Origin of the sequence: Labrys sp. 22185 (assembly GCF_052045555.1) — a bacterium.
In the GTDB taxonomy this organism is placed as follows: Bacteria; Pseudomonadota; Alphaproteobacteria; order Rhizobiales; family Labraceae; genus Labrys; species Labrys neptuniae.
Genome location: NZ_JBQEPH010000030.1, coordinates 33,336 through 47,993, shown reverse-complemented (window position 1 = coordinate 47,993; position 14,658 = coordinate 33,336). Strand labels below are relative to the sequence as shown.

22 protein-coding genes are annotated in these 14,658 nt (G+C 62.5%); 9 read left to right on the top strand and 13 right to left on the bottom strand.

Annotated features, from left to right (window positions below):
- Positions 1 to 109 precede the first annotated feature (109 nt).
- The 4 genes from ACTJKX_RS31745 to ACTJKX_RS31730 all read right to left on the bottom strand — a co-directional run bounded on the left by ACTJKX_RS31745 (position 110) and on the right by ACTJKX_RS31730 (position 2,204).
- On the bottom strand, positions 110 to 712 hold the full coding sequence (locus ACTJKX_RS31745; RefSeq protein WP_394315020.1) for a response regulator: 603 nt from the start codon (positions 710 to 712) through the stop codon (positions 110 to 112).
- A gap of 196 nt (positions 713 to 908) precedes the next feature.
- Entirely contained in the window at positions 909 to 1,298 is a 390-nt protein-coding gene (locus tag ACTJKX_RS31740; protein WP_440727708.1) for a response regulator, read from the bottom strand.
- 166 nt (positions 1,299 to 1,464) lie between these two features.
- Positions 1,465 to 1,902, bottom strand: a complete 438-nt coding sequence (locus ACTJKX_RS31735) for a CBS domain-containing protein (RefSeq protein ID WP_394315022.1) — start codon at positions 1,900 to 1,902, stop codon at positions 1,465 to 1,467.
- A 35-nt stretch (positions 1,903 to 1,937) separates the two neighbouring features.
- Positions 1,938 to 2,204, bottom strand: coding sequence for a hypothetical protein (locus ACTJKX_RS31730; RefSeq protein WP_440727707.1), 267 nt, complete (start codon positions 2,202 to 2,204; stop codon positions 1,938 to 1,940).
- 257 nt (positions 2,205 to 2,461) lie between these two features.
- Here ACTJKX_RS31730 and ACTJKX_RS31725 point away from each other — a divergent pair, with 257 nt between their 5' ends.
- The 5 genes from ACTJKX_RS31725 (at position 2,462) to ACTJKX_RS31705 (ending at position 6,915) form a co-directional block, all read left to right on the top strand.
- Positions 2,462 to 3,541, top strand: a complete 1,080-nt coding sequence (locus ACTJKX_RS31725; protein ID WP_311939526.1) for an ROK family protein — start codon at positions 2,462 to 2,464, stop codon at positions 3,539 to 3,541.
- An 83-nt stretch (positions 3,542 to 3,624) separates the two neighbouring features.
- Positions 3,625 to 3,786 (top strand): hypothetical protein, encoded by a 162-nt coding sequence (locus tag ACTJKX_RS31720; RefSeq protein ID WP_394315024.1) that lies wholly within the window; start codon positions 3,625 to 3,627, stop codon positions 3,784 to 3,786.
- A 253-nt stretch (positions 3,787 to 4,039) separates the two neighbouring features.
- Positions 4,040 to 5,587 (top strand): PAS domain S-box protein, encoded by a 1,548-nt coding sequence (locus tag ACTJKX_RS31715; protein ID WP_440727706.1) that lies wholly within the window; start codon positions 4,040 to 4,042, stop codon positions 5,585 to 5,587.
- Positions 5,588 to 5,665: 78 nt separating this feature from the next.
- Complete coding sequence (locus tag ACTJKX_RS31710) at positions 5,666 to 5,926, top strand: PepSY domain-containing protein (RefSeq protein ID WP_068290161.1); 261 nt, start codon at positions 5,666 to 5,668, stop codon at positions 5,924 to 5,926.
- 131 nt (positions 5,927 to 6,057) lie between these two features.
- On the top strand, positions 6,058 to 6,915 hold the full coding sequence (locus ACTJKX_RS31705) for an alpha/beta fold hydrolase (RefSeq protein ID WP_440727705.1): 858 nt from the start codon (positions 6,058 to 6,060) through the stop codon (positions 6,913 to 6,915).
- Here the strand turns inward: ACTJKX_RS31705 and ACTJKX_RS31700 are convergent.
- The 5 genes from ACTJKX_RS31700 to ACTJKX_RS31680 form a co-directional block, all read right to left on the bottom strand.
- Complete coding sequence (locus ACTJKX_RS31700) at positions 6,897 to 7,862, bottom strand: DUF6328 family protein (protein ID WP_440727704.1); 966 nt, start codon at positions 7,860 to 7,862, stop codon at positions 6,897 to 6,899. The two genes, ACTJKX_RS31705 and ACTJKX_RS31700, sit on opposite strands and share 19 nt — an antisense overlap.
- Positions 7,863 to 7,890: 28 nt before the next feature.
- Positions 7,891 to 8,169, bottom strand: coding sequence for a hypothetical protein (locus ACTJKX_RS31695; RefSeq protein ID WP_440727703.1), 279 nt, complete (start codon positions 8,167 to 8,169; stop codon positions 7,891 to 7,893).
- Positions 8,170 to 8,414: 245 nt separating this feature from the next.
- The gene (locus tag ACTJKX_RS31690; RefSeq protein WP_440727702.1) at positions 8,415 to 9,086 is read right to left on the bottom strand and encodes a UdgX family uracil-DNA binding protein; all 672 of its coding nucleotides are present in this window, start codon (positions 9,084 to 9,086) and stop codon (positions 8,415 to 8,417) included.
- Positions 9,083 to 9,280: a hypothetical protein gene (locus tag ACTJKX_RS31685; RefSeq protein ID WP_440727701.1), complete on the bottom strand. Its 198-nt coding sequence runs from the start codon at positions 9,278 to 9,280 to the stop codon at positions 9,083 to 9,085. Before ACTJKX_RS31685 ends, ACTJKX_RS31690 begins: the two co-directional genes overlap by 4 nt.
- 30 nt (positions 9,281 to 9,310) lie before the next feature.
- On the bottom strand, positions 9,311 to 9,625 hold the full coding sequence (locus tag ACTJKX_RS31680) for a plasmid stabilization protein (RefSeq protein ID WP_440727700.1): 315 nt from the start codon (positions 9,623 to 9,625) through the stop codon (positions 9,311 to 9,313).
- Positions 9,626 to 9,796: 171 nt separating this feature from the next.
- On the opposite strand from ACTJKX_RS31680, the gene ACTJKX_RS31675 reads away from it, so the two are divergent.
- Positions 9,797 to 10,360: a type 1 glutamine amidotransferase domain-containing protein gene (locus ACTJKX_RS31675; protein ID WP_440727699.1), complete on the top strand. Its 564-nt coding sequence runs from the start codon at positions 9,797 to 9,799 to the stop codon at positions 10,358 to 10,360.
- On the opposite strand, the gene ACTJKX_RS31670 is transcribed toward ACTJKX_RS31675, so the two are convergent.
- Together ACTJKX_RS31670 and ACTJKX_RS31665 are read right to left on the bottom strand one after the other, a co-directional pair.
- The gene (locus ACTJKX_RS31670; RefSeq protein ID WP_440727698.1) at positions 10,361 to 11,362 is read right to left on the bottom strand and encodes a DNA topoisomerase IB; all 1,002 of its coding nucleotides are present in this window, start codon (positions 11,360 to 11,362) and stop codon (positions 10,361 to 10,363) included.
- 409 nt (positions 11,363 to 11,771) lie between these two features.
- The gene (locus tag ACTJKX_RS31665; protein WP_311939738.1) at positions 11,772 to 11,927 is read right to left on the bottom strand and encodes a DUF3309 family protein; all 156 of its coding nucleotides are present in this window, start codon (positions 11,925 to 11,927) and stop codon (positions 11,772 to 11,774) included.
- 241 nt (positions 11,928 to 12,168) lie between these two features.
- Between ACTJKX_RS31665 and ACTJKX_RS31660 the strand changes: the two genes are divergently transcribed.
- Positions 12,169 to 12,444, top strand: a complete 276-nt coding sequence (locus tag ACTJKX_RS31660; protein ID WP_440727697.1) for a hypothetical protein — start codon at positions 12,169 to 12,171, stop codon at positions 12,442 to 12,444.
- Positions 12,445 to 12,507: 63 nt separating this feature from the next.
- A complete protein-coding gene (locus tag ACTJKX_RS31655) occupies positions 12,508 to 12,714 on the top strand; it encodes a CsbD family protein (RefSeq protein ID WP_068290145.1) in 207 nt (68 codons plus the stop codon).
- A gap of 85 nt (positions 12,715 to 12,799) precedes the next feature.
- Here ACTJKX_RS31655 and ACTJKX_RS31650 read toward each other — a convergent pair whose 3' ends face one another.
- Both ACTJKX_RS31650 and ACTJKX_RS31645 read right to left on the bottom strand, forming a co-directional pair.
- A complete protein-coding gene (locus tag ACTJKX_RS31650; RefSeq protein WP_394315034.1) occupies positions 12,800 to 13,006 on the bottom strand; it encodes a hypothetical protein in 207 nt (68 codons plus the stop codon).
- 40 nt (positions 13,007 to 13,046) lie between these two features.
- Positions 13,047 to 13,943 carry a DUF72 domain-containing protein gene (locus ACTJKX_RS31645; protein ID WP_440727696.1) on the bottom strand — a complete coding sequence of 299 codons (897 nt, stop codon included), beginning with the start codon at positions 13,941 to 13,943 and terminating at the stop codon, positions 13,047 to 13,049.
- A 199-nt stretch (positions 13,944 to 14,142) separates the two neighbouring features.
- On the opposite strand from ACTJKX_RS31645, the gene ACTJKX_RS31640 reads away from it, so the two are divergent.
- Positions 14,143 to 14,646: a sigma-70 family RNA polymerase sigma factor gene (locus ACTJKX_RS31640; protein WP_440727695.1), complete on the top strand. Its 504-nt coding sequence runs from the start codon at positions 14,143 to 14,145 to the stop codon at positions 14,644 to 14,646.
- The last annotated feature ends 12 nt before the right edge of the window (positions 14,647 to 14,658 follow it).

Below are 14,658 nucleotides of genomic sequence, written 5' to 3'. Positions count from 1 at the left end.
ATGCAATTGACCATGAAACATCAACGCGTCGTCGTCCGCTCCGGTTCCGCCGTGTTCGCGGCTGGCGGGCTCGGATGGAAAAATAGCAGAAGAAACTCGGGCGAACCGTTCAGTCGAGCAGCTGATGGCCGACGGCCCTGAAGGTCCTGTCCATGAGGTCGCAAAGCCATGGCAGCGTATCGCGGTCCGGCGGCTTGCGGTCTGCCAGATCGATAGCGGCGAGCAGCGTTTGCTCGACCAGTCGGTCGGCAGCGGCCCTGCCGTCAAGATAGTGGCGGGCCCTCAGCCTGAGTTCGGGGAGAAGCCCGGCGATGTCAGCGCTCGGGTCCCCGTCAATGCCCTTGATTTCGTCCTGCGTCCTGCGGCGCGCCACGAACAGGGTTTCAAGCAGAGCGTGACGGCCACCCGACTTGCGAACATTGTCGACATGCCTGAGATGGGTGGGAATGATGTCTTCGTCATAGCTGCTGAAGAAGACGAATGGGATGCCCAGGGCGAGCAGGCGGTCTGCGATCGGAAAGACCATCTTGCCATTGATGTTGACGTCGAGAATGGCTGCATTGGCTGAACTCACATGACATTGCGCAGCCTCGATCGTCGACGCCGGTCCGAGGATTACCGCTCCCCTCTCTTCGAAATAGTCAGCCAGATCGCCTGCGAGCAATATCTCGTCCTCGACGATCAGGAGACGCATGCCCTGGAGTTGCTGCATGGATCGTCACTCGTTTTGAGCCGGTTCGCTCGAATGCGGATGCTGTATCTTCCGTCCCGGTGAATCTTCGCGCTGGAACGGGCTATCACTCCGCTTTCATCTCACCCGGTGCTTCTGTGTAACGATGCAAACTTGCACATGTTCCCTGCAGCAATTGGGACGGTTTGCGATGTCCGGGTGGCGATAGGGCGGATCGCTACTCCTTGGTCAGGCGCACAAGGGTTTCAAGCAGGATCTGATGCAGAACGGGTTTGACCAGAACCGGCGCGTCGGGAACCTTCTGCCGCAAGGTCTCGGGAAGCACTTTGCCCGTGCAGAAGGCGATGGGAATGCTACGCGCCGCGAGCAGGTCGACGACAGGCTCGCTCGTGTCCTTGCCGAGGCTGATATCCAGAACAGCCGCTGTGATGGGTTGCTGGCTGGCGGTCTCCAATGCGGAGGCCAGGGTCAGGCAAGGGCCGGCAACCTGGGCTCCGGCTGATATCAGCATGTCTTCGATGTCGAGAGCGATGATGATTTCGTCGTCGGCGACCAGGATCGTTTGGCCCTGGAGGATGGCGTCGGCGGGAATCTCGGTTCTGGTCATGGCACTTTCCTTCCGCGTGGGCCGGCAGGGATTCGCTCAGGTTCCTGTGCCCCGACGAAGAAGACAATTCGAAAGTGGTGCAGCTGCCTGGACGGAGCGCGTGTTGGGATCTCCTGATGCGCCGCCGGCTCGGGAAAGCCGACGGCAGGGAGGCGAGAAGGAAAATCTAGAACGTCGCCTGGCTGTGCTCGCCACCTGGCCGGGCAATTTCGCCGAGGGCGACTCCTGCCTTGTCAGGCGCTCTGGAGCGGGCGAGATCGCTCAGCGAGACGATGCCGACCAGACGCTTGTCGCGATTGACGACGGGGAGTCTGCGGACCTGGATCTCACCCAGATTATCAAGAACGTCTTCTATCTCATCGTCATCGAAGCAATATTTGACATCCTCTGTCATCACGTCTCGAACCGGCGTATCGGCGCCCCGGCCTGCGGCGACGCCGCGCACGGCGATATCGCGATCCGTGATCATGCCCACCAGCCGGTCTTCGTGAGCAACGGGAATCATGCCGATATCGAGGCCCAGCATGAGCTGGGCCGCCTTCTGGATCGTCTCGTCCGGCGTGGCGACACAAACTTCGGTCGTCATGGCCTGCCTGATATTCATCACATCCTCCTTTTGCCTTTGAGCGCCTGACGGCGTCACTTCGCCTTGCCGAGGGGGCTGTCGAATTCGGCACGCTGAAGCGCAGGTTCGGATCCGCTCGCCAGGGCTTCGGTATCTTCGGGGCCTTCGGGGAATTGCACGGATATGGTGACGTCCCGGCGTTCCTTGAGATCCAGGGAGGCCGCGGCGACCGCGGTTTCGAAAGCCGCTTCCGGAAGCTCATATCCGCCGCCGCGCTTGCCATCATGCTCGATGACCCAGCCATCGGCACTGCCCGTGATGCGATAGGATGCTTGAGGCATCGTCGGTCTCCCTGTCGGATCGGTTGCAAACAGGCGAACCGCGGGCCCAACGCGCCGGTTTCCACGGCTTATGGCTCGTTTCGATGCCTGTTCGTCTACCGAACGACCCCCGCCGAGGAGGGTTCCACCAGGCATGGGCCATTTTTGCGGACGTCTGAAATGCCGGTGGGTCTTACAGCAGGGCGTGGTGGGAACTTTCGCGGGCGCGAATGGTTGTCGCCAGCAGCAGGGTTCGGAGGGGATCGACGGGTTCGGGGATGAACGAGCAGGCGGGCTGGCAATTTCTCAATCACGGCGGCGAGGTGCTGCCATCCGTCCGCGTGGACGGCTATAATATCGGCCTGCGCGACAAGGAGGGCTTTGTCGGCGACAGGGCCAATACGGGGGCCTTTCTCGAAAAGCTGGAGGAATTGCGCCTGCTCTACCGCAAGGCCGGCGAGGATCCCCTGGGCGAGGAAGCCACCGAGGAAATCAAGCGCAAGCAAATCGACGAGATGCTGACTGGCGACGATCTGAACAGCGCCGCGTTGGTACACGGAGCGTTGGAGGAGTTCGCGCGGTCTCTTTCCGGGGTCATCCGCCGCTTCCTGCGTACCGCCTCCTGGCGGCGCACCGAGCGGATCGTCATCGGCGGAGGTTTTCGGGAAAGCCGCGTAGGGCGGCTGGCGATTGCCAGAACCCAGGCGCTGCTCAGCGGAGAGGGGGTCTCGGTGGAAGTGGTGCCGATCGCCAATCACCCCGACGAGGCGGGGTTGATCGGCAGCCTGCATTTGCTGCCACCCTATGTGCTGGCCAATCACGACGGCATGCTGGCGGTGGATATCGGTGGACGCAACATCCGCGCCGGGATCGTGCTGAGCCAGGTGGACAAGCAAGCCGATCTCGGCCGGGCCAAAGTGGAAAAGCTCGCGATCTGGCGTCATGCCGATGACGAGCCGGCGCGAACGGCGGCGATCGGCCGTCTCGGCGAGATGCTGCAGGACCTGCGCTCGCGCGCCGAGAAGAACAAGATCAGGCTTACCCCGGTGATCGGCGTGGGCTGTCCGGGAGCCATCAGATCCGACGGTTCCATCGCGCGTGGAGGTCAGAATCTTCCGGGTTCCAACTGGGAAGGCGCCAATTTCAACCTGCCGGCGGCCTTGCTCAAATTCGTGCCCAAGATTGGCGGGCAGGCAACCCACATCGTTCTGCATAATGATGCGGTGGTCCAGGGCCTGTCGGAGGTGCCTCGCATGGGCGACGTCAAGCGCTGGGGCATATTGACCATCGGCACGGGGCTGGGCAATGCGCGCTTTACCAACAGGAAGAAGGAAGAGGGCAAGGCCTCGGCGCGGTGATGCTGGCAGGCTGGTGTCTGGTATTGGAACCGAATTGTCGCCGGACCGTTCAGGAAGTCCCTACCTCAACGGAGTGGAGTACGATGCCCGAGAAAAAGACCAGGACGAAGGAGCCTCCGGGACGCCCCAACGACAATGGACGGAACGAAGAGGCGGAGAAGCTCAAACATGGCGAAACGCCGAAGGATCAGACCGGTGCGCCCAAAGGCAGGAACCGCAGCAATGCCGGCGAGACCACGTCGTGAACAGGCCGGACCCGGATAGAGGTCCTCTCTCGCTTCGGTTGTGATACGGATGAACGCAGTCTCGGCCTTTGCCGAAGCGGCCGAAGATCGGGCTGGCCGAGTTTTGGATTGTCTTTATCCGAACGGCTTGGCTATTGTGATCGTGATATTCTCCATGCTTCGGGCGCGCGGCGCATTTCATCTGCCGCTTGGTCTGGGAGCGGATATCAGGCAATAGGTCCGGGTCTTTGAAGCAATCAGGGCTGTGTCGGCGTTGAAAACCAAGAAGGAGCCGAGCGGTAGGCCGGCGCTCGTCTCCGGCGTGACGGATCCGGAGCAGGATGAACAGGCGCCGCTCGCGCATCCGATGCGCCAGCAAAATGCGCTGTTCCACTTCACCGATCTTCTTTATCGCGCGCGCACTCTCGATCAGATCTACGACGTGGCCCTGGACGTCATCCACGACATGCTGGGCTGCACGCGGGCAGCGATCCTGCGTTTCGATGGCAAGGGTGTTCTGCGCTTTGCGGCCTGGCGGCGACTTACCGAACAATATCGCGCCGGCGCCGAGGGGCATTCGCCATGGCGGTCGGATGACCAGGAACCGGCGGCGATCTATATGGGTGATATCAGCCAGGCCGATCTGCCGCCCGACCTTGCAACCCTGATCCGGCACGAGGGCATCGGCGCACTCGCCTTCATTCCGATCATGGTCAGCCACGGCGTGGCCGGCGAGTTCGTGCTCTGTTACGACACGCCCCGTCCTTTCACCGATGAGGAGCGTGAAGCGATATTGATCGTCGCCCGCCAGCTGGGCTTTGCGATCGAGCGCCAGCACAGCGACCAGACTGCCCGCCGCCTCGCGGCGCTGGTGGAATCTTCCGGCGATGCCATCATCTCCAAGAATCTCGAGGGGATCATTACCAGCTGGAATGCCGGGGCCGAGCAGCTTTTCGGCTATACTGCCGCCGAGGCGATCGGCCGATCCGTAATGATGCTGATCCCACCCGACCGGCATAATGAGGAACCGGCCATATTGGCGCGGATCCGGGCGGGTGAACGGATCGACCATTACGAGACCATCCGCCGGCGCAAGGATGGCAGCCTTGTCGATATCTCGCTGAGTGTCTCTCCGATCAAGGATGCCGAGGGCGTGACCATCGGGGCTTCCAAGATCGCGCGCGACATCACCGAGCGGCGCCGGGCCCACGAGCAGCAGCAGCTCCTGCTGCATGAGATGAACCACCGGGTGAAGAACCTGTTTGCCCTTGCCACCAGCATCGTCAATCTGAGTGTTGCTTCCGCCGAGACGCCGGCGATGCTTGCCTCGATCGTCGCCGATCGATTGGGGGCGCTATCGAGGGCACATGCCCTGACCCTGGCTTCCGGAACGGCCGATACCGGCTTCAGGAAAACGGCGACGCTGCACGCGCTGATCGAAGCGATCCTGGCTCCCTATGTGGAAGGGGCGCAGGGAGAGCGCAGGCGGTTCACGATTGAAGGCCTCGATATCGAGCTCGCTGAGAATGTGATGACGCCCGTTGCGCTTCTCCTGCATGAGTTCGCAACGAATGCTGCCAAATATGGCTGCTTTTCGACGTCGACAGGCCGATTGACGATCGAATGCCGGCGGCGGGACGGCGATGCCGTGATCATCTGGCGTGAGATCGGCGGGCCAGAGGTGCAGCCATCGGACGCGGAAGGGTTCGGCAGCCGTCTCGTGCGGCTCGCCGCGAGCCAATTCGGCGGATTTTCACGCCAGTGGCGTCCGGAAGGGCTTGTCATCGAACTGAGAATGGATCTGAGTCGCGTCGCCGCCTGATCCTGGCTATGGCCTCTTTGGGAACCTAAAGCCTTCTGTTGGGTTCTTGTTGCGCATTCGGAACATGAGGGATGCGCAATGGGAAGAATAGTCGGGGCCCTTGCCGGCCTTCTGTTGCTCGCTGGCGTGGCCAGCGCCCAGACGACCAGCACCGCTCTACCTCCACAGGGCAGCCTGAAATTGTCGCAGATCATCGCCAAGGTCGAAGCCCGCGATGGCTTTGCCTATATCTCGGAGATCGAATGGAGCCAGAGCGGCTACTATGAGGTTACCTATATGACCACCGACAAGGCCAAGGTCGAACTGCATCTCGATCCGATGTCCGGCGCCACGCGATAGGGTAGATGCGCCGGCGAAGCCACGGTTGAGGACCTGTGCTCGACCCACCCGGGCGGGTGCCACCACGTCCCCGATTTCCCGCGTGGGAGATTGCTCGGTACGAGAGCCTCACCAACGAGGACATTGGCGCGATGGAAGAGCGGATCATCGATGGCGAGGGCGTAAGGATCCGGACGCAGGCTTTCGGCAATCTCGACGATCCCCCGATCCTCCTGATCGCGGGTGCATTCGCCTCGATGGTCTGGTGGCCGGAAGACTTCGTGGAATTGCTTTCCTCTGGCGGGCGCTATGTCATCCGCTACGACAGCCGGGATACCGGTGCGTCCACGGCCTACGCGCCCGGAACGGCTAAGTATACGCTTGGAGATATGGCCAAGGACGCCATGGCCGTGCTCAGCGGTTACAACCTCCAGGCAGGTCATCTGGTCGGCATGTCGATGGGAGGCGTCATCGCGCAATTGGCGGCCCTCATCCGGCCGCATCGGGTCAAGACGTTGACCGTCGTCAGTTCCACGCCGCTCGGCGTCGAGTGGTTGCCGCCGCCTCGCGAGGATTACAGGCAGCACATGGCCATGCTCCACCATCTCGATTGGAACGACAAAAACCAGGTGGCTGATTTTCTGGTCCGCGATGCCGAAGCGGTTGCCGGCAGGCGCCACCCGCACGATGCCGATGCCGCCCGGCAGCTGATCGACAGGGATCTGGCCCTCTCGCCATCCTTTGCCAGCCTGCGGAATCATTTGGCGGTGGCGGCGCCATCACCTGTTCAGGCCAAGGCCGCCGATATCCAGGTTCCCACCTTGATCCTGCATGGCACGGCCGACCCGGTATTTCCGATCGCGCATGCCGACGCCATGGCGGCGGCCGTGAAGGGTGCCCGCATGGTCGCCATCGAGGACGGTGGCCACGAATTGCATCCCAATGACTGGCCGCAGATCGCACGGGAGATCCTGCTCCATACCTGCGTCATTCACATCGGAAGGTTGTGAGAGCCAGGTCCAACCCGCGGGCCTTGGTCGCGTGCCTGGATACCCTCTGGTTGCGCCTTGTCCAGCTGCCTGTGGCGATGCCAGAGAGGCAGGACATACCACAGCCCCAGCAGCAACATGGCCGAGAGGCCGGCAAGCAGGTTGGCGAACCCGTCGCTCAGGGTGATCTTCTGCACGACGACATGGATGTCCGCGCAGAGGCCGAGAGCGAGAAGGACGGTCGCGGCCAGGACGAGCCGGCTCGCCATCGCATGAAACCCTTCGGTGTCCTGCCCCTGGTAGCCCAGCCGGTGATAGGCCGCCGGCGCGATCAGCAGGACGGTGGAGAGCGCCACCAGGCCAAGCGCCAAGCCGTGCACGAGCTTGGCGGATGGCGGGAGATGCTCAAAGCCGTCGGTCAGGATGATGGCCAGCTGAAAACCCAGCAGCGCCTGCGCACCGGGCAGGACCACGCGCGCCTCCGTGAGGACGTGCTCCACCTTGGTACCGATAGGGGTCTCCTTGGCGATCGGCATGGCTTGTTCTCGCTGTTGCCGGTGGTGAAGGAGCGGCAGGCCGTACCAGAAGCCCAATGCAAGGGTGGTTCCAGCCGCCGCCGCCACCACGCCGGTCGTGAAGCCGGCGACGCGGTTTCCGGCGATGTAGAGGTCCAGCCCCAGCGCCACCGCGAAGGGCAGCAGGGTCGCAGCCATAGCCCATTTGACTGTCCCTTCAACACTCGGAGCTGCATGTCCCCGGTGGACGATGCGGTGGTGTGCACTGGGACAGACGAGCAGGCCCAGAACCAGCACCATGATGCAGAGCACGACGATCTCGATGGCCTTTTCACCGGGGGTGAGATGCTCGAAGGCGTTCTGGAAAGGAGCCTGCAATTGAAAGCCGAGCAGGATCTGAGCCCCGAGCATCAGCGTGCGGGATTCGTCGAGAGCAGCCTTGACCTTGCCCATCTGTTCCTCGTAGCCCCGGCGAGCAGGCTCAGCCGGTGGCGATCGCCAGAGTGAGAAGGCAAAAGGCCAGCACGGCGGCTCCGGGTTTCCAATCCAGGCCGGGGACCGCAGCCCCGATCACGGCGGCCAGGATCGACAGCCCCAGTTCGAGGCAGGCCAGAACCCACAAATGGGCCACTCCCCCCACGGCAAGCGCGACAAGATGGGAGAGTAGCAGGAAGATAACGATCAGTGTCAGGCGTTTGAAGCCGTCATAAGCCTGGCGATGCTCGGCGAAGTCGAGGGATTTTCTCTCCGGTTGTATCATTCGAACCTCCGTCATCGATGACTGAAGCCGGGGCGATGCCCTCACTTGCGGCGGATCGCGATCCCGGACGCAAGGCCTGGCTGGACGCAAGGCTCCATCGGGTGAGGGCAGGGTCCCGCAGCCGACGACGTCGGCTGCCAGCCGCATTCCTAAGCCGGCTACGGCAGGCTTGTTCCCCTTCACAATGCGAGATTGTCTTGAGGCAAGGCAGGTCTGGCCGGTCCGGTCCGGCTTCGCGTTGATAGCTATTTCCCGAGGACCGTGTGGATCTTGCGCAGATCCTCGATGAAGGCGGCGCGCGCGCGTTCGGCGGCACCCGAATCCGGGATGCGCAGCAGATAGCTGGGATGAACGGTTACGAGAACCTGGAGCCCGTCCGGGCCGGGCAGAACCTGGCCGCGCTGCTTCATCACGCCGACGGCGCGCCCGAGCAGGGCCTGGACCGCCGTTGCTCCCAGGGCCACCACCAATCGGGGCTTGAGGATTTTCAGTTCCCTGTCGAGCCACCATTTGCAGGCCTGCACCTCGCCGGCATTAGGCCTTTCGTGGATCCGGCGCTTGCCGCGGCGTTCGAATTTGAAATGCTTGACCGCGTTGGTGACATAGCATTCGTCGCGGTCCAATTCCGCTTCCTGGAGACATCGATCCAGCAATCGGCCAGCCGGCCCGACAAAGGGGCGCCCCTGCAGGTCCTCCTGATCGCCCGGCTGCTCACCGACCAGAACCAGGCGGGCGTGCTCGCTGCCTTCTCCCGTCACGACCTGGGTGGCGTGCTCGTAAAGATCACAGCGCCGGCAGCCGCCCGCCAGTCGCCGGATATCGGCGAGCGTGGCGATCTCCTCGCGATCCAAAGCCGAGGTTTCCGCCTCGATCGGAGGATGGGTGTCGGCACCTGTTCGAGCTTGCCGGGCCGTCATCGATCCGGACCGTCCGATCGGCGCGGAGGAGGTCCTTTGTCCGGCGGGCGCTTGATGCCGCTGCCGGGCTTGCTGTGGGCTTGCCTTTCTTCCGGATCGGTCGGCGGTTTCACCTTGTCGAACCGATATTCCTCCCGCTCGGTGGTGTAGGGCTGGTCGCGCTCCCTGTCCGTCCGTTTTGGCTGCCGGGCCATGATATCCTCCCTCATGCTGCAGACATCGCCTCAGGCATTGTGGGCTTCGTGGCGTTTGCGCGTGGCGGCTGCCTTCTTGGCCGAAGCGGAGCGCGCGGCTGCCGGGCGCGAGGCGGAAGCCTCACCACCGAGCTTGCCGCCCTTGTGGGATACCGGATGGCTCGTGGATTTGCCACGTCCGGAACCGCCGCTTTTCTTGCCGCCGCCATCGTCCTTGTTGACGGTGGCCCAGGCGCGCCTTTCGGCCTCTTTCTCGGATACGCCACGTGCCTCATAGCCTTCGGCGATATGATCGGCCTTGCGTTCCTGCTTGTCGGTGTATTTCGACTTGTCTCCACGGGGCATGACGGGCCTCCTTTGTGCTGGCCTTCCTAACCGGCACGGCCGCCCCGGGTTCCCGCGCCTTCTCGGCGTGACGGCCACCATGGAGGCTTGCCGTCGATGCGAGGGAAGGAGGAACCGGTACCGGCATCGGGGGTTCGAAGAGCATGACAAGCCCGCCGACAGGAGGTTTCCATGCCCGATATCAGGCACGCCAGGATACTCATGATTGCCACGCATGGCTTCGAACAATCGGAACTGGTCGAACCGCGCAATCAGCTGCGCAGCATCGGGGCCGAGGTCGACCTTGCAACGCCCGACGGCCTGCCCATTCGTGGGTGGAACAGGACCGACTGGGGGGAAACGATCGAAGCGGATCTCAAGATAGGAGAGGCCCGGCCGGATGACTATGATGCTCTCGTCCTGCCCGGCGGCGTGATGAACCCGGACAAGCTCAGGACGGATGATGCGACCATCGAGACCGTCCGCAACTTCATCGACACCGGCAAGGTCGTCGGCGCCATTTGCCATGCCCCCTGGCTTCTGGTCCAGGCCGATGCCATTCGGGGACGCGACGTGACGTCCTATCAATCCATCCGAAGGGATGTCGAAAATGCCGGCGGCCAATGGATCGATCGGGCCGTCGTCGCCGACAACGGCATCGTCACAAGTCGGGGACCGCAGGACATTCCGGCCTTCGTAGCGAAGATCGTCGAGGAAATTCGAGAAGGCCCGCACAAGCGGGCGCGGGGGATCTGATCAGACCGTCTGCTCCTTCGCTGCCAGAAGACCCAGCGCCGCCTCGGAGCGGCGCCGATAGCCGCTCGAGCGGGCCTTCATGAAGGCTGTGTGCAGCCGGCCCGTCTTGAAGGAATCGATGATCAGTGCCGGCACATAGCTCTTGCGGACGACGGCCGGCGTGTTGACGAGGTGATACGAAACCTGCCGCATGACGGCAGCAATCTGGCGTTTCCGGCCGGCCATGCTGCGGGCCGGAGTCAAGGCGGCCAGTTCCTCGACGGCCCATTTGCTGGCGCCCAGCAGGCGCAGATCCTTAGCTGTGACGTCGATGCCGGAAATGCTGCGCAGATAGGCATTGATGTCGTCAGCCTCGATCGCATGGCGGGCGCCTTCCGCATCCACGAACTGGAACAGCCTGGGACCGGACAGGGTGCGCAAGCGGGCGAGAGCACGGGCGAGGGCGGCATCCTCAGCCCTGCGACGGATGGGCTTGCCGCCCTTGCCGCGGAAACGCAGTTCCACCCGGCTTGCCGTGATGGTGACGTGCCGCTTGAGCAGGGTGGCGGCGCCATGGCTGCCATTGTCCCGCGCATAGGCTGCGCCGCCGACCCGGATATGCGTGCTGTCGATCAGGGCGACGGCACAGGCGATCGCCTTGTTCCGGTCCAGCTTCGGGGAGGCAAGGTCACGGCGGATGGCGGCCCGGATCCTGGGAAGCGTCCGCACGAGCTTCATCATGTTCAGGGTTTTGCGGTTTTCTCGCCTGCGTTCCCATTCGGGATGATAGCGATATTGTAGCCGGCCGGCTTCGTCCCGGCCGATCGCCTGGATATGGGCCCGTTCGTCCGATGCAATACGCACCTGTGCATAGGCCGGCGGAATGGCCAGGGCGCGAAACCGTGCCAGGGCTGCTTTGTCTGTGATGCGATGACCCGCCGCGTCGACATATGAAAATCCGCGCCCGCAACGGCGCCGGCGCAGATCGAGTTGGTCGGGCGAGACGATCTTCAATCTTGGCATGGGTTCCTCCCCGCAGCAGGGCAACGGCTGAAAAACAAACGGGTTCCGAAGGTTGGGAACGGATCAAACCATCTGCCGCGCCGGGAACCCCTGCGGGCATCGAAGGTTCGGAGAGGAACGTCGCGCCATGGCGCGGCTCAGATCGCAAGGCCCGGAGGAGCGATTCCATGAGGTCCAAACAGGACGGAACCGGCATGGCCCCCTATGCAGCCGAATCCCGGCGTGAAATCCGCACCCTTGGCCCCGGCGGACGGGGAAATGCCGAGGGGTTGGCGGATTCCATCCGGCGTGGCGTCACGCCGGCGCGGGCGGCCGAGGCTGCCGACAGATCGGCTTCCAGACCGGGGGATGCAGAAGAAGGCGGCACGAGACGCAAGCGAGCGCCGCCCTCTTCCCGCCCTCGATAGCTTCATAATCGGCCGAGCAGGACGAGCAGAAGCACAATGACGACGACAAGGCCGAGGCCGCCGCTGGGCCAATATCCCCAGCCGGCGGAATAAGGCCAGGTTGGCAGCGCGCCAAGCAAAGCAAGTATAAGTATAATGAGGAGAATTGTGTATAGCATGGAAATCTCCTTTCTATTGGCTCATATAACTCGTTTGCACCGAAAATGGTTCCATGAATTTGTTGGTTACTGATATGTTTCTGAATTTTTGATCGAAAATATTGGGGCGTCTCGACCGCTTCTGGTGAGGGTTGGCGAATGCCGGCAACTGACAGCTGGCAAGGCTTGCCCTAGGTCGATCTTGCCCTAGGTCGATATCGGCTCAGCTCAGCCAGTGATTTTCCTGTTTGAGGAGGATGTCATGTCCGGTCTTCGTCTTCTGGCGTCGCTTGCAACTGCGTTCACCATCGCCAAGTTGCTGGACGAAAATCGCCGCTTGCGGGCGGAACTGGAGGCCCGCATTGCTCGGGAACTGGCCCTGGATGAGAAGGCCAGGCGCGGATTGGGTGGGGAGCGCCATGCCGGAACCGAGGAGATGCGCTATCCTCCCCGGCATTGGGATGAGGTTGATGAGGCGGCGGATGAATCCTTTCCCGCCAGCGACCCTCCAGCCTTCAATGCCCGCAGCACGACATAGCCGGGCGACAGAACATTTCGGCTCTTGGAGAGTTTGGGGGCCGTCTCGAAACAGGAGGACGACATGGACTGGAACCGCGTGGAAGGAAACTGGAAGCAGCTCAAGGGGCAGGTGAAGGAGCAATGGGGCAAGCTTACCGACGATGATCTGGATGTCATCGCAGGTCGGCGCGACCAGCTCGAAGGCAAGCTCCAGGAGCGTTATGGGCTTACCAAGGACAGGGTTCGCTCAGAGATCGACTCCTGGTACGCCAGCCAGAAGTGGCAGTAAAACCATCGCCCCGGCTCACCTTCATGTGAGCCGGGGCGTTCCATGTCCCAGGGCGGGGAGGCCGGTGCCATGCGTAGAGAACGCATCAATCCACGACAAAGATGAAGCGCGTCCGCCCCCGTCTATCCCGACACCACCAATAGCCGCGCAGCGCATCGTAGCCATGCTCGCCTTCGAAAGCCTCTATTTCCCTGCTGGCACGTCCGCGGGCTTCCTGAAGCGTTGCATAGCTTTTTTCATGCACGATCCGTTCGTTCGAGCCGGGGCCCAGTTGTACGATATGAAACGTCATGACCTGTTCCTTTCGGGTGGACACGGCCTGGCTGGAGGCCTCAAGCCGCGGAAGTGAGGCGCCTGACCGGCTGCCCCAGCCGCTCCATCAAGCCCTGGGCGTCATGGGGTGCCTGCAACTTGTCGGTATTGTCGAAGAAGACGAAGACATCGCGCCGTCTTGATATGTCCCTGGCCGGCCCGATGAACCGGCTTTCGACGGGCTTCCTGCCCTGGGCCCATGCCTTGGCCCGCTTTGCCCAGAGATCGATCGCCTTGGCGCCGTAGGCACTGCGATACAGTTGCTTCGATCCGTGCAGCCGGCAATAGGTGAAGTCCGACGTAGCGTCCATAACGAGCGGCCAATCGACACTGTCGGCGCAGACCAGCGCCACGTCGGCCTCGCGCAACAGGGTGATGAAATCGTCGACGAGGAAGCTTTGATGCCTGATTTCGAGAGCGTGCCGCATCGGCTGTTCGCCGGCGGTCTTCAGCCAGGGTTCGGTGCGAAGTTTGTCGTCATGCTGCCTGGCGATACGCAAGGCAGAGGTGGTGTTCCGGGGTAGCCGTCTCAGGAAGTCAGCGAGCAGATCCGCATCGAACCGGAAATTGGGCGGCAACTGCCACAGGATCGGCCCCAGCTTGTGCCCCAGCCGCAAGACCCCGGACGCGAAGAAGTTGGCGAGCGGCGCCGAACTATCGCGCAGTCGCTTGACATGGGTGATGAAGCGGGGACCCTTGACGGCGAAGGTGAAATCCTCGGGGGTCTGGTCAAACCATCGCCCGAAGGTTGCCGGGCTCTGCAGACGATAGAAGGTACTGTTGACCTCGATCGTCCGGAACATGGTGCTGGCGTAGGCAAGTTCGTCCCTGTGCGGCAGTCCTTCCGGATAGAAGTCGCCGCGCCAGGGCGGATAGGCCCAGCCCGATATGCCGACGCGAATATCTGCGTGACGCATGCAGCCTCCATTGACGGACACAGCTGGTGTCGACCAAACCTGCATCGGCCCATGCTGTTCCAGACTGCCGACGAAGAGGGGAGATTCATCACGAAGTTCGACCCGGCGACGGAACAACCACCGTTATCTTCGCGTTGATCCAGGACATCCCATCATTTCAGCCGTCAAACGAAGGGGATTTCCTTTGCAGGATAATCACGTGACTGAGAATGCTGAGCGGGCCGACATCGTAAAGCTGATCCCAGCCTTGCGGGCCTTTGCGCGTACCTTCTGTCAGGAACCCGCCGATGCCGACGATCTGGTCCAGGAAACACTTCTCAAGGCTCTTGCCAATATCGACCAGTTCGAACCGGGTACCCGTTTGAAGTCCTGGCTCTTCACGATCATGCGCAACAGCTATTGCACGAAGGCCAAGAAGCGGAGCCGCGAAGTGCTGCGTGGTGACGACACGTTGTTCGACAGTGCGGCGGTGCCGGGCGAACAGGAATGGAATGTCAGGATCGGCGAGGTCGGCCGGGCGTTCCAGAGCCTGCCCGACAAATACAAGGAGATCATCGCCCTGATCGTGGTTCTGGGGGAATCCTACGAAAGCGCGGCCGGGATCTGCGGCTGTGCCGTAGGCACGGTCAAGAGCAGGCTCAACCGGGCGAGGGCCCGCCTGAGCAGTGAAATGGGCGAGGATGACTACAGGCAGGCGAGCTAGCGGCGCCTGCCA